This window comes from Acinetobacter sp. XH1741, assembly GCF_041021895.1.
GTDB lineage: Bacteria > Pseudomonadota > Gammaproteobacteria > Pseudomonadales > Moraxellaceae > Acinetobacter.
In genome coordinates this window covers 3,274,140-3,289,245 of the sequence record NZ_CP157428.1, presented here as the reverse complement: position 1 = coordinate 3,289,245, position 15,106 = coordinate 3,274,140, and the positions used below count along the sequence as shown (strand labels likewise).

General features: G+C 38.1%; 16 protein-coding genes. 5 read left to right on the top strand and 11 right to left on the bottom strand.

Features of this window, described 5'->3' with window-relative positions; translation table 11 throughout:
* Positions 1 to 36: 36 nt before the first annotated feature.
* Positions 37 to 1,356 (bottom strand): D-alanyl-D-alanine carboxypeptidase PBP6B, encoded by a 1,320-nt coding sequence (locus tag ABLB96_RS15870; protein ID WP_348895416.1) that lies wholly within the window; start codon positions 1,354 to 1,356, stop codon positions 37 to 39.
* A 172-nt stretch (positions 1,357 to 1,528) separates the two neighbouring features.
* On the opposite strand from ABLB96_RS15870, the gene ABLB96_RS15865 reads away from it, so the two are divergent.
* Both ABLB96_RS15865 and ABLB96_RS15860 read left to right on the top strand, forming a co-directional pair.
* Entirely contained in the window at positions 1,529 to 3,232 is a 1,704-nt protein-coding gene (locus ABLB96_RS15865) for a M61 family peptidase (protein ID WP_348895415.1), read from the top strand.
* Between the two features lie 401 nt (positions 3,233 to 3,633).
* Positions 3,634 to 5,871: an NADP-dependent isocitrate dehydrogenase gene (locus ABLB96_RS15860; RefSeq protein WP_348895414.1), complete on the top strand. Its 2,238-nt coding sequence runs from the start codon at positions 3,634 to 3,636 to the stop codon at positions 5,869 to 5,871.
* Positions 5,872 to 5,982: 111 nt separating this feature from the next.
* Here ABLB96_RS15860 and ABLB96_RS15855 read toward each other — a convergent pair whose 3' ends face one another.
* Positions 5,983 to 6,771 (bottom strand): rRNA large subunit pseudouridine synthase E, encoded by a 789-nt coding sequence (locus ABLB96_RS15855; RefSeq protein WP_348895413.1) that lies wholly within the window; start codon positions 6,769 to 6,771, stop codon positions 5,983 to 5,985.
* Between the two features lie 199 nt (positions 6,772 to 6,970).
* Between ABLB96_RS15855 and icd the strand changes: the two genes are divergently transcribed.
* Positions 6,971 to 8,227, top strand: a complete 1,257-nt coding sequence (gene icd / locus ABLB96_RS15850; RefSeq protein WP_348895412.1) for an NADP-dependent isocitrate dehydrogenase — start codon at positions 6,971 to 6,973, stop codon at positions 8,225 to 8,227.
* A 120-nt stretch (positions 8,228 to 8,347) separates the two neighbouring features.
* Here icd and ABLB96_RS15845 read toward each other — a convergent pair whose 3' ends face one another.
* The 7 genes from ABLB96_RS15845 to ABLB96_RS15815 all read right to left on the bottom strand — a co-directional run bounded on the left by ABLB96_RS15845 (position 8,348) and on the right by ABLB96_RS15815 (position 11,859).
* A complete protein-coding gene (locus ABLB96_RS15845) occupies positions 8,348 to 8,731 on the bottom strand; it encodes a hypothetical protein (RefSeq protein WP_348895411.1) in 384 nt (127 codons plus the stop codon).
* 108 nt (positions 8,732 to 8,839) lie between these two features.
* Positions 8,840 to 9,250, bottom strand: a complete 411-nt coding sequence (locus tag ABLB96_RS15840; RefSeq protein ID WP_348895410.1) for a hypothetical protein — start codon at positions 9,248 to 9,250, stop codon at positions 8,840 to 8,842.
* Between the two features lie 237 nt (positions 9,251 to 9,487).
* Positions 9,488 to 10,174, bottom strand: coding sequence for a hypothetical protein (locus ABLB96_RS15835; protein ID WP_348895409.1), 687 nt, complete (start codon positions 10,172 to 10,174; stop codon positions 9,488 to 9,490).
* 15 nt (positions 10,175 to 10,189) lie between these two features.
* Positions 10,190 to 10,825, bottom strand: coding sequence for a Tox-REase-5 domain-containing protein (locus ABLB96_RS15830; RefSeq protein WP_348895408.1), 636 nt, complete (start codon positions 10,823 to 10,825; stop codon positions 10,190 to 10,192).
* A 1-nt stretch (position 10,826) separates the two neighbouring features.
* Positions 10,827 to 11,174, bottom strand: coding sequence for a hypothetical protein (locus ABLB96_RS15825; RefSeq protein ID WP_348895407.1), 348 nt, complete (start codon positions 11,172 to 11,174; stop codon positions 10,827 to 10,829).
* Complete coding sequence (locus tag ABLB96_RS15820; protein ID WP_348895406.1) at positions 11,171 to 11,662, bottom strand: DUF4123 domain-containing protein; 492 nt, start codon at positions 11,660 to 11,662, stop codon at positions 11,171 to 11,173. Before ABLB96_RS15820 ends, ABLB96_RS15825 begins: the two co-directional genes overlap by 4 nt.
* On the bottom strand, positions 11,659 to 11,859 hold the full coding sequence (locus ABLB96_RS15815) for a hypothetical protein (RefSeq protein ID WP_348895504.1): 201 nt from the start codon (positions 11,857 to 11,859) through the stop codon (positions 11,659 to 11,661). The genes ABLB96_RS15820 and ABLB96_RS15815 overlap by 4 nt, the downstream gene beginning before the upstream one ends.
* A gap of 89 nt (positions 11,860 to 11,948) precedes the next feature.
* Here ABLB96_RS15815 and ABLB96_RS15810 point away from each other — a divergent pair, with 89 nt between their 5' ends.
* On the top strand, positions 11,949 to 12,596 hold the full coding sequence (locus ABLB96_RS15810; protein ID WP_348895405.1) for a hypothetical protein: 648 nt from the start codon (positions 11,949 to 11,951) through the stop codon (positions 12,594 to 12,596).
* Positions 12,597 to 13,188: 592 nt separating this feature from the next.
* A complete protein-coding gene (locus tag ABLB96_RS15805; protein WP_348895404.1) occupies positions 13,189 to 13,761 on the top strand; it encodes a TetR/AcrR family transcriptional regulator in 573 nt (190 codons plus the stop codon).
* 43 nt (positions 13,762 to 13,804) lie between these two features.
* Here ABLB96_RS15805 and ABLB96_RS15800 read toward each other — a convergent pair whose 3' ends face one another.
* Positions 13,805 to 13,930: a hypothetical protein gene (locus ABLB96_RS15800; RefSeq protein ID WP_348895403.1), complete on the bottom strand. Its 126-nt coding sequence runs from the start codon at positions 13,928 to 13,930 to the stop codon at positions 13,805 to 13,807.
* Positions 13,927 to 15,105 carry a YbfB/YjiJ family MFS transporter gene (locus ABLB96_RS15795; RefSeq protein ID WP_348895402.1) on the bottom strand — a complete coding sequence of 393 codons (1,179 nt, stop codon included), beginning with the start codon at positions 15,103 to 15,105 and terminating at the stop codon, positions 13,927 to 13,929. The genes ABLB96_RS15800 and ABLB96_RS15795 overlap by 4 nt, the downstream gene beginning before the upstream one ends.
* Between the last annotated feature and the right edge of the window lies 1 nt (position 15,106).

Sequence of the window (15,106 nt, the reverse complement as noted above, 5' to 3'; positions counted from 1 at the left end):
AAAATTTATTGTGCGTCTGTGCACAATTTGATGTTTTTAGTGCGAATCTAGCGGGTAGAGTTTCGCAGTACTATGATTATTTGATGAAAAAATAGAGAAAAGATTAGAGAACCACATCATCATTTTTTGGAAAAAATTAGCTTCTTCAATATGCACATCATTTTCAATTTGAAGGCTGCGAATGAGCTGGTTGTTTTGATAAATCGAAACAGTGGCCAAGTTCATCGCTTTCATTAAAGGCGCTGTTAACTTTTGCTCATTTAACGCGATATTTACACGTGTTTGAGTTGATTCAAGCGGCACAATAACTTTAGGTTGTTTATTACTATCAAGAACTTGAATACGCTGTGTAGCATAATCAAATGTATTTAAATCGATAGGTGTTGGCTCAGCATATAAAGACGTTGTGACGATTGTCGGTTGTTTGGTCTCGACCTTAAACATTTTTAAAGTTGATTTAATAACAGGTAATTCAGCAATAAGTTTTTGCTCAGGAATCACCACTTCATCACGTGTATATGCATACGCAAGATTCATTAACTTATCTGCAATTTCGGCACGTTTTACAGCACTTGTTGTACCTAAAACGATCACTAGCAAACGTCTTTGCGGTAAGTTTGGAGAAAATGAAGGGCGCGAAGCAGTTAAAGCCAAGTTATAACCCGCAGCTTTAGTGTAACCAGTTTTTAAGCCATCTACAGAAGGATCGTATTTCAAAGCAAAGTTGGTTGCATGGTGAAAACGTTGGTTGTAGCTAAAGCTTGGCATTTTCGAATAATGTAAATATTCTGGAGTTTGCTGAATGACAGCTTCACTTAATAAGCTTAAATCATGAGCTGTTGTGTAGTGATCCGGCATTGTAATTCCGGCAGGATTACTAAAATGTGTTTCCTTCATGCCTAAAGCTTGTGCTTCTTGGTTCATACGTTGTACGAAATGAGGCACATCACCAGAAATTTTTTCGGCTAAAGTGACTGCTGCATCATTTGCAGACATTACAATTAAACCTGCCAGTAACTGATCAACTGAAATTTGTTCACCAGCTTTAAGGTACATTTGTGATTCATCCCACTGCACTACGCTTACAACAGGGGTCGCAGTAATCACTTGATCTAGCTTTAATTTTCCAGCCTTAATCTCTTTTAATGCAATATAGGCCACCATCATTTTGGTTAAAGATGCCGGCGCACGTTGTGCATGACTATTATGCTCAGCAATGATTTGACCAGATTGAGTATCTACAATAGTCCATGCGGCGGCTTCAACACTTTCAGGTGCAATATTAAGAAGAGCAGCATTGGTAACAGTAGTACAGAAAATACTAAACAGCGTAAAAAGAGATAGGAAGAATTTCACTAGGTGACCTTGACGTTTACTGGCAAATACGGAACACAGATGCCCAGCATGCTATGCCTTTTTTTTGTAGAAGGCTAGTGTGAATTGTTGCCAAAAAATACATCTACGCAAGCGGATACAAAAAAGTGATAATCTAATGTGAAACCGTTCTTATTTTTAAATTGAAGAATTTATGTTGCATTATCAAATTGAGTTCGATGATTACAAACAGCACCTTGTTCACGTCACAGTTCGCTTTTTAGCGAATCCAAATCAGGAACTATGGTTACCAACGTGGATTCCTGGCAGCTATTTAATTCGTGAGTTTGCCAAGCACATCGAGGCAGTAAAAGCCTATGATGAAGCTGGACGTATGCTCAATATTAAAAAGACTGAAAAAAATCGCTGGCGTTTATTTAACACGGATCATGAGTTAATTACTGTCGAATACGATGTTTATGCATATGACTTGTCGGTACGCGGTGCTTATGTAGACCAAACACGTCTCTATATTAACCCTGCTTGTGTATGTTTAGGTTTAGAAGGCCAAGAACAGTCAGCTTGTGAATTAGAAATCTTTTTGCCTGATGAATTAAAACACTTCCAATTAGCAACTGGTTTAGCTTCAAAAAGCTTAGTCAAAGGACGTTTTACGTTAAAAGCCGATCATTATGATCAACTCATTGATAGTCCATTTGAACTGGCTGATCAAACACGTTTTAGCTTTGAAGCGCATGGAATTGCCCATGAATTTGCAATTTCGGGTACGCACTCGACCAACATTGATCGTTTAAAAGCAGACATTGAAAAAATTTGTGCAGCCGAAATTGAGATGTTTGGTTCAGCGCCATTTAAAAACTATACCTTTATGACGATGGCAACAGGAAGTAGTTATGGTGGGCTAGAGCATTGCAACAGCACGAGTCTGATTACACCACGTGATGATTTACCGAAATCGAATGAACCTACTGAACCTTCGAAAGACTATCAACGTTTCTTAGGATTATGTAGCCATGAATATTTTCATTCGTGGTTGGTGAAGTTTATCCGTCCGGAAAATTTTGCAAATTATAATTTGCATACAGAGGGTTACACCTCGCTACTTTGGATTTTTGAAGGTTTTACTTCATATTATGATGACTTGATTTTATTACGTAGCGGTGTGATCTCTCAAAAGTCTTATTTAGATTTATTGAAATCACAGATTGATCGTTATTTACAAAATCCGGGCCGTTTTGTTCAGACAGTCGCAGAGTCAAGTTTTGATGCATGGATTAAGTTTTATCGTCCAGATGAAAACACCAATAATGCCGGTACAAGCTATTACAACAAAGGTGCACTGGTTGCCTTATGTTTAGATTTAGGCTTACGTTTACGTGGTTCGAGTCTTGATGCCTTAATGCGTAGATTATATGAAAACACGCAAAACGGTATTCAGGTTAATGAGCGTACCGTTTTTGATTTGTGTGAAGAGTTAACTGGCGATAGCTGGGTTGAGCAAATCAATCATTTGATTAATACCACTGAAGAGCTACCACTTGACCAGTTACTTCCTGAGTTTGGTTTAAGTTATACGTTCAAAAATGACAAGACTTTGGCTTATGGCTTAAAACTAACTGATAAACCTGAAGGTGTGTTGGTACAACATGCTCACCGTGAAGGAGCGGGGGCAAAAGCTGGTATTTCTGCCAATGATGTCATTATTGCAATTGATGGATTAAAAGCATCCACTAAATTGATTGAAAAATATGCCAAACAAAAGGGCACTTACTCAGTCTTGGCGTTCCGCCGTGATGAGTTGTTGTCGTTTGAGGTTACAAGTGACAGCATCAACTTAACTGAAGTTGAGCTTGTGATTGAAGATCAAAATAAAGCCGACAAATGGTTAAAAGCCTGAATAACCGTTAATTAATTCATAAAAAACCGATGTTTCGTACATCGGTTTTTTACTTTTTAGTGAATTTTAAAAATTGAGATGGGCTTTATCTTTGAGTTTATTTTGAATGAAAAGTATAATATTTGTCAGAACTCTGAAAGATATCTCATGTAATTTAACAATGTCCTATACCTAAAAAGTTGGTAAACGTACATGTATTACCATAAGTTGGGTATAAGATTATTATCAATAGATTTAAATTATGTATTATTTCGCTGCGAAATGTCGTTATCACTGGATATTTCGTTGACTGAAAGCCAATGAGAGCCGATACTCTCAGGGTTTTATTTAAGCATATCGGTTCGTAGGCACTGGGCCAAAAGCTCGGTCCTCAAAACTCAATTCAACGGAAGGGGCTATATATGGCTGGTGAAAAGTCAACTATCATTTACACACTGACTGACGAGGCGCCATTATTGGCGACTTATTCGCTACTGCCGATCATTGAGACCTTTACTAAGCCAGCAGGTATCGAGATTGTTAAAAGTGACATCTCTGTAGCTGCACGTGTGCTCGCAGAATTCGCTGACTACCTAAGTGAAGAGCAAAAGGTATCCGACAACCTTGCTGAGCTAGGTCGTCTTACACAAGATCCAGATACTAACATTATCAAACTCCCGAATATTAGTGCCTCTGTTGCGCAATTGACAGCATGTATTAAAGAACTTCAATCTAAAGGTTTTGCAGTTCCTGATTATCCGGAAAACCCGGCGAATGAAGAAGAAAAAGCAATTAAAGCTCGTTATGGCAAATGCCTAGGTTCAGCAGTAAACCCAGTTCTTCGTGAGGGTAACTCTGACCGCCGTGCTCCTGCTGCCGTTAAAAATTACGCTAAAAAACACCCTCACTCAATGAGCGAGTGGAAACAGTGGTCACAAACTCACGTTTCACACATGGAAGAAGGCGACTTCTACCACGGTGAAAAGTCAATGACGCTTGACCGCGCACGCAATGTAAAAATGGAACTTATCACGAACAGTGGCAAGAGCATTGTTCTTAAGCCAAAAGTTGCGCTTCAAGAAGGCGAAATCATTGACTCAATGTTCATGAGCAAGAAAGCACTTTGTGATTTCTATGAAAAAGAACTTGATGATTGTAAAGAAGCAGGAATTTTGTTCTCTTTACACGTAAAAGCGACAATGATGAAAGTTTCACACCCGATCGTTTTCGGTCACTGTGTGAAAATCTACTACAAAGACGCTTTTGAAAAACACGGTAAGTTATTCGACGAACTTGGTATTAACGTAAACAACGGTATGGCTGGGTTATACGAGAAAATCGAAACTCTTCCTACTTCATTACGTGAAGAAATCATCGAAGACTTACACGCTTGCCAAGAACACCGTCCTGCACTTGCAATGGTTGACTCTGCAAAAGGCATCACTAACTTCCATTCACCTAACGACATCATCGTAGATGCTTCTATGCCTGCAATGATCCGTGCTGGTGGTAAAATGTGGGGTGCTGATGGTAAGCAATACGATGCTAAAGCAGTAATGCCTGAATCAACATTTGCCCGTATTTACCAAGAAATGATCAATTTCTGTAAATGGCATGGTAACTTCGATCCGAAGACTATGGGTACAGTACCAAACGTTGGTTTGATGGCTCAAAAAGCTGAAGAATACGGTTCTCACGACAAAACTTTTGAGATTCCAGAAGCTGGTATTGCAAACATTACTGACCTTGACACTGGCGAAGTGTTATTGACTCAAAATGTTGAAGAAGGCGATATCTGGCGTATGTGTCAGGTGAAAGACGCTCCGATTCGTGACTGGGTAAAACTTGCAGTAACTCGTGCACGTAACTCAGGCATGCCTGCGATCTTCTGGCTTGACCCATACCGTCCACACGAAAATGAATTGATCAAGAAAGTACAGAAGTACTTAAAAGATCATGACACGACTGGTCTTGATATCCAAATCATGTCTCAAGTACGTGCAATGCGTTACACACTTGAGCGTGTAGTTCGTGGCCTAGATACAATTTCTGTAACTGGTAACATCTTACGCGACTACTTAACTGACTTGTTCCCAATTATGGAACTTGGTACTTCTGCGAAAATGTTGTCTATCGTTCCGCTTATGGCGGGTGGTGGTATGTACGAAACTGGTGCGGGCGGTTCAGCACCTAAACACGTACAACAACTTGTTGAAGAAAACCACTTACGTTGGGATTCGCTCGGTGAGTTCCTTGCACTTGCAGCTTCTTTAGAAGAAATGGGCATTAAAGAAAATAATGCTCGTGCTAAGTTGCTTGCGAAGACGCTTGATGAAGCAACAGATAAGTTACTTGATAATGGCAAGTCACCATCACGCCGTACAGGTGAGATTGACAACCGTGGTAGCCATTTCTACTTATCTCTTTACTGGGCTGAAGCACTTGCTGCTCAAAACGAAGATGCTGAGTTGAAAGCTAAATTTGCTCCACTTGCAAAAGCATTAGCTGAAAACGAACAAAAGATCGTTGCTGAGCTTGCTCAAGTACAAGGCAAAGCAGCCGACATCGGTGGTTACTACGCAATTGATCCAGTGAAAGTAAATGCAGTAATGCGCCCAAGTGCGACATTTAATGCAGCGCTTTCAACTGTTCAAGCTTAATTACTGATTCGTCAGTAAATAGCTTAAAGCCGGTGCCTATGCACCGGCTTTTTTATTTTATAAAGTCCAATAAAAAAGCCCACTGATGTGAGCTTTTTTAAAGTTTAAATCTTATCGACTATTGCGGCCACGACCACGTGGAGCTTTGGTATTTGGACGAGTTGTACCGTTAGTCTTACGACGTGGCTTTTCACTTTCATCCATTTGCCAGATACGCTTTGTACCCGACTTTTTCGCAGAACCATCTTTATTTTTACGAACCATTGGTTTACCGCCTGTACCACCTGGCTTTTTCACATAAGAACGTGAACGATAAGGTTCTTCAGCCGGAACATCTTTAAAGTCAGGGTAGAGTAGAGGTTCGATTTCTTTAGTTTCACCCGGCTGTAACCCTAATTGAACTAAATCAATTGAGCCGATTTTAGTACGAATGAGACGTAAAGTCGGGAAACCTACCGCAGAGGTCATGCGGCGAACTTGGCGGTTACGACCTTCACAAATAGAGATCTCAATCCAAGACGTTGGAATGTTGGCACGGTAACGTACAGGAGGATCACGGTCCCATACCCATTCAGGTTCACTTACCTTAATCGCTTTAGCTGGTAAAGTCATACCATCGTTCAGTTCGATGCCTTTACGTAATTTTTCTAAAGCTTCTTCAGTAACATCACCATCAACTTGAACTAAATACGTTTTGTATTTTTTATTCGCTGGATTGGTAATGTACTGATTCAAACCACCATGATCAGTTAAGAAAACTAAACCCTCAGAGTCCATATCAAGACGACCTGCTATACGCAAAGTCGGGTCATCTATAAAGTCAGAGACCGTCATGTGCGCTTCGTCTTTACGAAACTGGGAGAGAACGTCATATGGTTTGTTGAGAATGACGATTTTCATAAAAAATGACTTCTTCTTTCAAATAAGCAGTAAAACATTGAGCTATATTTAAGTGTGAAATTTGCTTATTTCCCACATAAATCTCAAAAAGGATTAAATTCGATTAAGCTATTATGCGTTAATAAAAGTTGAAAGTATTGTTTATCGATAATTATTTTTGTTTGGTTAGTTAAATATTATAAAAGGGAGAATCGACACAATGGGTTATCAGAAGATTGTGGTGCCTGCCGATGGCGATAAAATTAAAGTAAAAGCAGACCTGTCACTAAACGTACCAAATCATCCAATTATTCCGTTCATTGAAGGCGATGGTATTGGTGTAGATATTACGCCCACCATGAAAACAGTTGTCGATGCGGCTATTTTAAAAGCTTATGGCGGCAAACGTTCTATCGAATGGATGGAAGTGTACTGCGGTGAAAAAGCCAATAAAATTTATGGCACTTACATGCCCGAAGAAACCTTTGAAGCGCTTCGCGAGTTTGTGGTTTCAATTAAAGGCCCATTAACGACTCCAGTCGGCGGTGGCATTCGTTCATTGAATGTGGCTTTGCGCCAAGAATTAGACTTGTACGTGTGTGTACGCCCTGTGCGTTGGTTTAAAGGTGTTCCTTCACCAGTTCAGCACCCTGAATTAACCGACATGGTTATTTTCCGTGAAAACTCAGAAGACATTTATGCTGGTATTGAGTGGAAAGCCGATTCTGAAGAAGCCAAAAAAGTGATTAGGTTCCTTCAAGAAGAAATGGGCGTCACCAAAATTCGTTTTCCAGAAGGATGCGGTATTGGGATTAAGCCTGTTTCTAAAGAAGGCTCGCAGCGTTTAGTACGTAAGGCTATTCAGTTTGCAATAGATAATGACAAACCATCGGTAACCCTTGTTCATAAGGGAAATATTATGAAATATACCGAAGGCGCCTTTAAAGAGTGGGGGTATGAATTGGCTCTAGATCGTTTCGGTGGAGAACTAATTGATGGTGGGCCGTGGGTCAAAATTAAAAATCCTAGAACTGGTAAAGACATCGTTATTAAAGATGTAATTGCAGATGCCTTCTTACAGCAAATTTTGATGCGTCCTGCTGATTATTCAGTGATTGCAACGCTTAATTTAAACGGTGATTATATTTCTGATGCATTGGCAGCAGAAGTCGGCGGAATTGGTATTGCACCGGGTGCAAATATTGGTGGAGCAATTGCTGTTTATGAAGCAACGCATGGCACAGCACCTAAATATGCCGGACAAGATAAAGTAAACCCGGGTTCAATCATTCTATCTGCTGAAATGATGCTTCGCGATATGGGATGGACGGAAGCAGCTGACCTGATTATTAAAGGTATTTCAGGAGCGATTTCAGCTAAAACGGTGACTTACGATTTTGAGCGTTTAATGCCGGGTGCAACCTTGTTGCGCTGTTCGGAATTTGGTGATGCCATTATTCAACATATGGAAGATTAATCTTTCATAAAAAAAGCCCTCAACTGAGGGCTTTTTTTAATTCTTTTTAGGCGCTATTTACAGATTTTTATCATGTTGAAATGAATAAAAATTAACATGATTAAATATAAAAAATTTAAGCTAAGAGTGAGCAGTATAAGCCCATAGCGTACAGGCCAGCACCGTTAAACTTAGCAATATGCTGCCCTGACCATGATAAGTCGCATACAGTGGAATGCTACCAAGCGTATGCGTCATTTTGTAGTTCAGAATAGGGCGAATACAAAAGAAAAAAAGTGGTAATGATAAAATCACTGTATTACTAATTTTAATGGTATAGCGGAAATAGTAGCTAAAAAGCCCTATTGTGGCCGCATATAGCAACGTTTTGAAAAGCACCTCTCCACTGGTATAAATATCTATGCCAAGATAAAAATTAAACTTCCATATAAGAAGGCTAACTGTAGAAATAATAGTAATAATGCTCACTACAACGGCATTTGCTGGGTTTGATACATTAAACATTTTTAAAGTTTTTAATTGGTATAAAGTAATTTGTTTAAAATATATATTATAAAAATATAGAGTACATTGACCATTTTTAACTTTATAAAATTACCCAAAAAACCTGATTTAGACATTTTGAGACTCAGGCGAATTTGAGCTTGTTTCTTTAAATACCCACAGGGCGAAACAGAATATAGTGACTATGAGCAGCCCCAAACTTTGGCCATGACCTGACAAATAAAACGGAACATCTGGGATGGTTTGAATGGCTTTATAGTCAAGAACTGGCTCTAACCAAAAGTACGCGAAGGGGACAGCAATTAAAAATTGTGTTGTAAACTCAATATGATCGCGTGTTAGAAAGCCAAGTACGGCTGCCGTAGCAACATAGATAATAATCTTTAAAGAGACCTCATACGATGTTTCTAGATCTAGTGCGAAGATGGTTCGACATTTAAATGCCAATAATGAAACGCAGATAAAAGCGAACATCGCCAAGAGCGTTAAAAGCTCATCAATATAATTGTTATTGCTCATGTCTTACTCAATTTTAAGTATTTAAAATTATAAATTTTGAATGAATATAGATCAGAAAATAACACTCTACATTGACATAATGTGACATTTATTGTCAGTAGGGTACTCTGCTAAGCCTTCAAAAGAATGATCATTATGCATTTTGTGGCACATGTCTATCAATCAATTTTCACTTTGAGAAGATGTTAATACTGATAAAAAAAGCCCTCTCAAAGAGGGCTAACAATCTATTTTGAATTACTCATTAAAGAAACCGTCTGGCAATCCTGCTTCTGGAATAACACCTAATTCAACGAGTGCTATCGAATTTTCCTGAACTATTTTCTTTAATTCGTCTGTTTCATCTGCCCAATTTTCATCAAATACCAATATAGTGCCTTGATTCAAATTATTCTCAACTTCAACTTTTTGATAAAGATGAGGTAAATAGTTATCTTCAATTTTTACAGGTACATAACAAATAGAAGTTATTTCACGTCGATGAGGGAATACGTTTATATCTGCAAAGAAATCAGTATTGAGATAGATATATTCAAACTTAAAACATTCAAGAAGAGCATTAAATAGCTTAATTACTTGTTCTGTTTCTAGGACTTTTTCAAATGTCATTAGCAAGCCTACTCTATCGAACCGAAAACTTGCATATTGACTATTGTCTAGTTGAGCATTCCATAACAGGATGCTTTCGTTAATGTCTAGTTTTCGATTTTTAAAAAGATAGTTTTTCGCTTTATCGGCAGGAAATGGATAGTCTAATGGTGGTTTTGAACTGGTTGCATTATTGACATACCAAGTCTTAAAAATAGGGTCTATTTCTGAGATTCGGTTTATAAACTGCGCTGTATTTTCAATTTGTGCAGTAATTTCACTATCTGTTGAGCCTAGAATTTTTGGAAGGCGGGTACTTAAAAAAAACTCTGTCATGCTGAAGTCCGATTCTTATAAAGGCATATAAATTGTATGGATCATATTAAAAGTAATACGGTCAAAGTGTCTTTTGGTTTCTTGTTCGTAGAAATACCATGACAACTTAGCTGTTTTTAAACTATCTTTTACAGTTTTTTGTGAAGTTGCTTCTGCAATCATCTTTTTAAAGATGTTATCTTTCATGAATTTAGGTTTTCCTGTTAAAAACTGCGCATACCTTCCTTTAGCTTCAACCAAAATACATTCCATAGGCCATAAACCATCAAACGAAACACCCGCAACATTCCACTCTTGTATTACGGTAGTCGCCTTTTTATTGCCCGGTTTAATAAAGGGTGGGGAAGCTTTAAAGGTCAATGGGAAGCTCGATAAATTGGCGATTTTGAGCTGATATTGGGTATTAACTTCATTGCCCATCGAGCGTTCTAATTGATGTTTATTGCCTCTTTGATAAGGCTCGCATTTATTACAACGCTGTTGTTGGGTTATGTCTTTGGCGACTTCTTTGGCTAAAATAATGGTCGCCATACCTTTTGCAGCTTCGGTCGCAATGACTCTGCCACCTTGCACGCCAATCACTTCACCCGCAGTCGGGGCGGCAACTCTTGCGCCAGCGGTGGCAAGCCCGCGTAACACGATTCCCAACATGTTAGTTGTCCTTTTTCAATTCGTAATATTCCAATGTCGATAACAGGTCTTTGCCACGAATATTTGAGCCATAGATAAAATCTTGGATTTTGGGGTCTTTCAGCACGTCTTTTCTCATAATCGTATTCCATACGATGAGCTGACAAATGACTTCGTTGTCTGTCAAAAGTAGCGATACCAACAAATCAAAGCTTGTATAAATGTCTGTTTTTAGCTGCTCATAATTCACCTGATAGGCGCTAAAAGACGTTTTATGTTCCACCAAATAGCTATAAATTTTTTCGCACAGGTCTTGTCTGTCTTGGACTTTTTCTAAGCTTTCTATTTGCTTTGGGTCTAACTTAATCATGGTTTTAGCTCATAGCTTTTTTGGTTAAGCGCAAAATAAATAGACTCAAAACCCTCTAACAGTTGTTGTTTTTGCTTTGGGGTAAAAATAAGGTTCAGGCGGTTTAATACACGCGAGTCGTAGTATCGAAGTATGCCGATGCCGCCGTCCTCAAGCTCTATATAGAGTTTTTCAAGCAATTTGTTTTTCAGTCTTTGGGTATCAAGCTGACTTTTAATCAAGATCATAGAATCTTTCGATTTCATGAGCTGAATGTGGTTTTCAATGTGTTCTGGGGTGAGCAGATTTAGCTCAAACAAAATCGGGCCGTGGGTGTAGGCTTCTTCTTCATAAGTGCCTTTAAATAAATAGATGCAATCGCCATAGCGCTGTTCAATGCTTGATAACTGCTCGTGGTCGAGTTGTGCGCCGTCAACCAATAAAAACAGTGGCCCATTTGCATGATGATTTGCGATTAAGTCTTCTAAATTGGGTTGCTTAAAACTCATCTTCTTACAATCCCTGCACCTTCTTTTGCGGCTTTCATAAGGCATTCAACACAAATGGGTTGGGGGAGTGCGTGGTTAAGCATTTTTACTTGTGCGCCAGACTTAAAAAGGTGTTGCCCAGCTTTGGCTTCAAACTTTGAAGGGGTAATAACGGTAATACCGCTTTGATTGATAATAATTTGGGAACCACCAGCCATGATTTACCTAATATTTTATTAAAAAGATTTAAAATTAATTTATAATTGGAAATATTATATTATTTAATTATATTTTGTTCTAGTGAATTATGTCTTTTATTTTGGCAATACAACTGAACGATAGCATTATCGTTGCTTCTGATAATAAGAAAGTCACTATTAATCTAAAGGGTGAGTTAAATTTTTCTAATGAAAGTATTTCTAAGATCTTTCCATGGAAAAATGGAATGATTACAGGAGTGGGTGAATATTTTGTGATTAGTCGTGCTGTTTCTATTTTTAATAATATTGAAGGGCTAGCACCTGAGTATTTGTCCGACTGTTTAGAAATTTCAAGACGCTTTAGAGAATATGAAATAGGGAAAGATTATTTTCAAGTGACTCATACTAAACTGATGTATTCGACTTATACCGAAAATGGGGCACAGCTTTATCGAGTTGAAAATTTTGAGGCTAATTATAACTATCAGGTAAGTAAAGCTGAACCTATGGATATAACCATTTGGTTATTTAATCCAACTGTTGAAACTATCGCTGTTAATTTAAAAGATTTATATGACGATTTAAAGGACAGATCATATTTTAAAAATAATACAGAATGGATGAGTTACTATATAGAAAGAATTGCCCCAATTTTTAAAAAGCAAAGTCAGCAAGATTGGTTAATGAGTCAAAGCTTTGATATATTTTTTCAAAGTAAAGATGGCTTTATTTGTGATCAAATACCCAACATATAGATTGTTAAGTATTTATTTACGGTCTAATTTTTTTTACAATTAATAAATGTAGTTTATTGACAGTGGTTTAACCAATCATTATTCTTCACATGCTGGCCACATTGCCAGGCAGTCTTGACGGACTGTTTAACACTAACATCAGAGGTAATCCTTTCTGAGGATCTGTCTCGGATGTGCCACTCGTTCCCTCCCGTAGAGGTAGGACGGGAGAGGGACACCCTCGGGTGTGCTAGTTTAGTGTTACTGGTCCGTCAACCCTCTTTCGTTCTGCCACCATAATCTATTATTTTGGCAGAATCCAATTGTGAGTATTGGAGGTTGTCATGTTCTTAAAAATTCGTTTATTGGTTGCCTTGACCAAAATCCCTATATTTCATTAGAAATTATTATTTTCTTTAAAGTTTTAATCTTTTATAGGTTTTAATTTTTTAGATTATTACGTTTAAAAATTATATTGAGTATTTATATTCGAGATATATTTGGTAATATAATCTTGAGGGTAGTTTCTTACGCCTTTATTTTTTATTCTCTCGCTATGCTGTGTAGAAAATTATCTCGATTATTTAAAATAAGAAGATTGGAATAATAATTTATGCTTAATTTGAAAATGGGTGGTAAAGCAAAGCAAGTGCTCGAAACTTCTAGCTTGCTGTTTAGTCAGTATGGTTTTAATAATATTGGTGTCGATACTATTGTTAAAGAATCAAAAGTATCTAAAATGACGTTGTATCAATATTTTGAATCTAAAGAAAAATTGGTTGAAATATGTTTGGTGGTACATAAAAACCAGTTAATTGATAAAATTGAGTATATTTTAGAGAAAATAGAAAGTTTAAGTTTGGTTGATAAACTTAAGAAAATTTTCTATTTACATGTAGATATGCAAAGTTCATATCATTTGATTTTTAAGGCAATTGTAGAGATTAAGTCGACTTATCCTGTTGCTTATGATGTTGTGAAAAAATATAGAACATGGCTTATCAACACGATATATCAAACTTTATCTGAACATAAAAAATCAGTAACTTATCAAGATGCGCATATGTTTTTATTTATTATAGATGGTGCCATGACACAGTTATTAAGCCCAAATCATGTGGATGATAGAGAAAGCTTGTTTGATTATTATCTGTTGTCTGTTTTTGCGCTTTATAATAATGATTAAATATTGAATAAATGAAAAAGCCCCTCAATAAACGGGGCTTTTTTTATTGCATAAACTCAGGGTGTTTTGCCGTTTTGGTCGTGCCAATTTTCTTTTGGTAGCTTTGGTCTAAGGCCTGTATCACCAGTACAAATGCAATTAAAAATAAAGGGAACAATAAATTTTTCATGTTTCGGTTTCTCCAAGATGATGAGGCATAGAAGGACGGGTGCGAATTAACAGACTGGCGGCGAACAGCAATACAATGCCGCCCATTAAAAAGAGGTGGGCATACGACCAGTGCAAGTGATGTAAGGTGCTTATCACCACGCCACCTAAAAGCTGGGTACTGGCAAAGCCAATCGTGGCAAGGCTCCAGAGTTTTTGGTAACGCTGCTCATAAATTTGCAAAAGGCTATAAGAGCTAATAAACACGGTGGCAGGCGTGAGCAAACCTGTAAGAAATGAAGACAAGGCAAGTAAAGAAAGAGCATGCGAAAAGAACGGCAATGCAACGGCTATGCAGTAAACGCCATAAAGCCATTTAATTGCTTGTAAATATCCGGTGAGGCGGCTTAAACAGTAGGCCACAAAAGCGCCTATACAGCTTCCGACTCCATACAGCACCCAAAATAAATTTCGCTGTTGTAGTGGAAAATGCAAGGTTCCCGATAGGTAATCCATCCAAAATAAAGAGTGTGGAATGTAGGCAAAAGCACTGCACATATAGGCAATAATAATGACCAACCCTAAGCGTGAATGTTTGATGTTTTGTGGAGCTTGGCTGACTGTTTGAACAGACTGCTGCGGTTGATGTTTGAGTAGTTGGAAAAGTACCAAACTGCCAAAAATAGAGAGCGCCGCAAAAATGCCCCAGACATATTGAACAGGCATATTTTTAAGTAGGGGAATAATAATGGTGGCAGATAACACGCCTACACCAATGCCGCTAAACCCTAAGAAATTGACTTTGAGCCTTTGACTCATTGCAATATTTTTCATGGCAAAGCTCGGTGCCAAAATCATGAGTAGGCCACCTGCAATTCCTGAAATGGTGCGCCAGAACACGAACCAAGCTAATGGCATGTGTATAAAGGCACAGCAGAGTAGGCTTAAACTGCCTGCAACTGCCGAACTTACAATGAGTGTGGGAATAGATTTTTCTTTAATACTAAACAATGCCAACAACGCACCTAGCAAATAACCCAGCAAATTTGCACTGCCTAAGAAGCTTGCAAAGTCGTGTGTCCATCCGTACTGCACAATCATGATCGGCATGAGGGCAGTGTAGGAAAATCTAAAAACACCAATACCCAAGCAAGTTGCTAAAAATACAAGCAGACTCATTCGATAAAGCGTAGTCATG

Coding starts and splice junctions, on each gene's coding strand:
- ABLB96_RS15865 (WP_348895415.1), top strand. CDS start 1,529: ATGTTGCATTATCAAATTGAGTTCGATGATTACAAACAGCACCTTGTT.
- ABLB96_RS15820 (WP_348895406.1), bottom strand. CDS start 11,662: ATGAGTTTTAAGCAACCCAATTTAGAAGACTTAATCGCAAATCATCAT.
- ABLB96_RS15840 (WP_348895410.1), bottom strand. CDS start 9,250: ATGAGCAATAACAATTATATTGATGAGCTTTTAACGCTCTTGGCGATG.
- ABLB96_RS15815 (WP_348895504.1), bottom strand. CDS start 11,859: ATGGCTGGTGGTTCCCAAATTATTATCAATCAAAGCGGTATTACCGTT.
- ABLB96_RS15800 (WP_348895403.1), bottom strand. CDS start 13,930: ATGAAAAATTTATTGTTCCCTTTATTTTTAATTGCATTTGTACTGGTG.
- ABLB96_RS15835 (WP_348895409.1), bottom strand. CDS start 10,174: ATGACAGAGTTTTTTTTAAGTACCCGCCTTCCAAAAATTCTAGGCTCA.
- ABLB96_RS15825 (WP_348895407.1), bottom strand. CDS start 11,174: ATGATTAAGTTAGACCCAAAGCAAATAGAAAGCTTAGAAAAAGTCCAA.
- ABLB96_RS15860 (WP_348895414.1), top strand. CDS start 3,634: ATGGCTGGTGAAAAGTCAACTATCATTTACACACTGACTGACGAGGCG.
- ABLB96_RS15810 (WP_348895405.1), top strand. CDS start 11,949: ATGTCTTTTATTTTGGCAATACAACTGAACGATAGCATTATCGTTGCT.
- ABLB96_RS15795 (WP_348895402.1), bottom strand. CDS start 15,105: ATGACTACGCTTTATCGAATGAGTCTGCTTGTATTTTTAGCAACTTGC.
- ABLB96_RS15855 (WP_348895413.1), bottom strand. CDS start 6,771: ATGAAAATCGTCATTCTCAACAAACCATATGACGTTCTCTCCCAGTTT.
- ABLB96_RS15845 (WP_348895411.1), bottom strand. CDS start 8,731: ATGTTTAATGTATCAAACCCAGCAAATGCCGTTGTAGTGAGCATTATT.
- ABLB96_RS15805 (WP_348895404.1), top strand. CDS start 13,189: ATGCTTAATTTGAAAATGGGTGGTAAAGCAAAGCAAGTGCTCGAAACT.
- ABLB96_RS15830 (WP_348895408.1), bottom strand. CDS start 10,825: ATGTTGGGAATCGTGTTACGCGGGCTTGCCACCGCTGGCGCAAGAGTT.
- icd (WP_348895412.1), top strand. CDS start 6,971: ATGGGTTATCAGAAGATTGTGGTGCCTGCCGATGGCGATAAAATTAAA.